We start from the raw sequence: 896 nt of genomic DNA, 5'->3' as shown, positions 1-896 counted from the left end.
TCTCGTGACTGCGTGCCTTTTGAAGAATGAGCCTGCGAGTTTGCGGTGTGTTGCGAGGTTAACCCGGGTGGGGTAGCCGTAGCGAAAGCGAGTCCGAACAGGGCGTTGGAGTAGCACGCTCAAGACCCGAAGCGGAGTGATCTAGCCATGGGCAGGTTGAAGCGGAGGTAAGACTTCGTGGAGGACCGAACCCACCAGGGTTGAAAACCTGGGGGATGACCTGTGGTTAGGGGTGAAAGGCCAATCAAACTCCGTGATAGCTGGTTCTCCCCGAAATGCATTTAGGTGCAGCGTCGTGTGTTTCTTGCCGGAGGTAGAGCACTGGATAGGCGATGGGCCCTACCGGGTTACTGACCTTAGCCAAACTCCGAATGCCGGTAAGTGAGAGCGCGGCAGTGAGACTGTGGGGGATAAGCTCCATGGTCGAGAGGGAAACAGCCCAGAGCATCGACTAAGGCCCCTAAGCGTACGCTAAGTGGGAAAGGATGTGGAGTCGCAGAGACAACCAGGAGGTTGGCTTAGAAGCAGCCACCCTTGAAAGAGTGCGTAATAGCTCACTGGTCTAGTGATTCCGCGCCGACAATGTAGCGGGGCTCAAGCGTACCGCCGAAGTCGTGTCATTGCAGTGTATAGCCCCAACGGGTGCTGTGATGGGTAGGGGAGCGTCGTGTGCCGGGTGAAGCCGCGCCGGAAGGCAGTGGTGGACGGTTCACGAGTGAGAATGCAGGCATGAGTAGCGATACAAACGTGAGAAACGTTTGCGCCGATTGACTAAGGGTTCCTGGGTCAAGCTGATCTGCCCAGGGTAAGTCGGGACCTAAGGCGAGGCCGACAGGCGTAGTCGATGGATAACCGGTTGATATTCCGGTACCCGCTGTGAAGCGTCAAACATCGAA

1 rRNA gene is annotated in these 896 nt (G+C 56.8%); it reads left to right on the top strand.

Features of this window, described 5'->3' with window-relative positions:
* A 23S ribosomal RNA gene (locus ACVNF4_RS36505) occupies positions 1-896 on the top strand; the annotation flags it as partial.

The sequence above is a fragment of the Streptomyces sp. S6 genome (assembly GCF_054880855.1).
The sequence above is the reverse complement of the archived record's forward strand: the minus strand, read 5'-3'. Positions and strand labels throughout refer to the sequence as shown.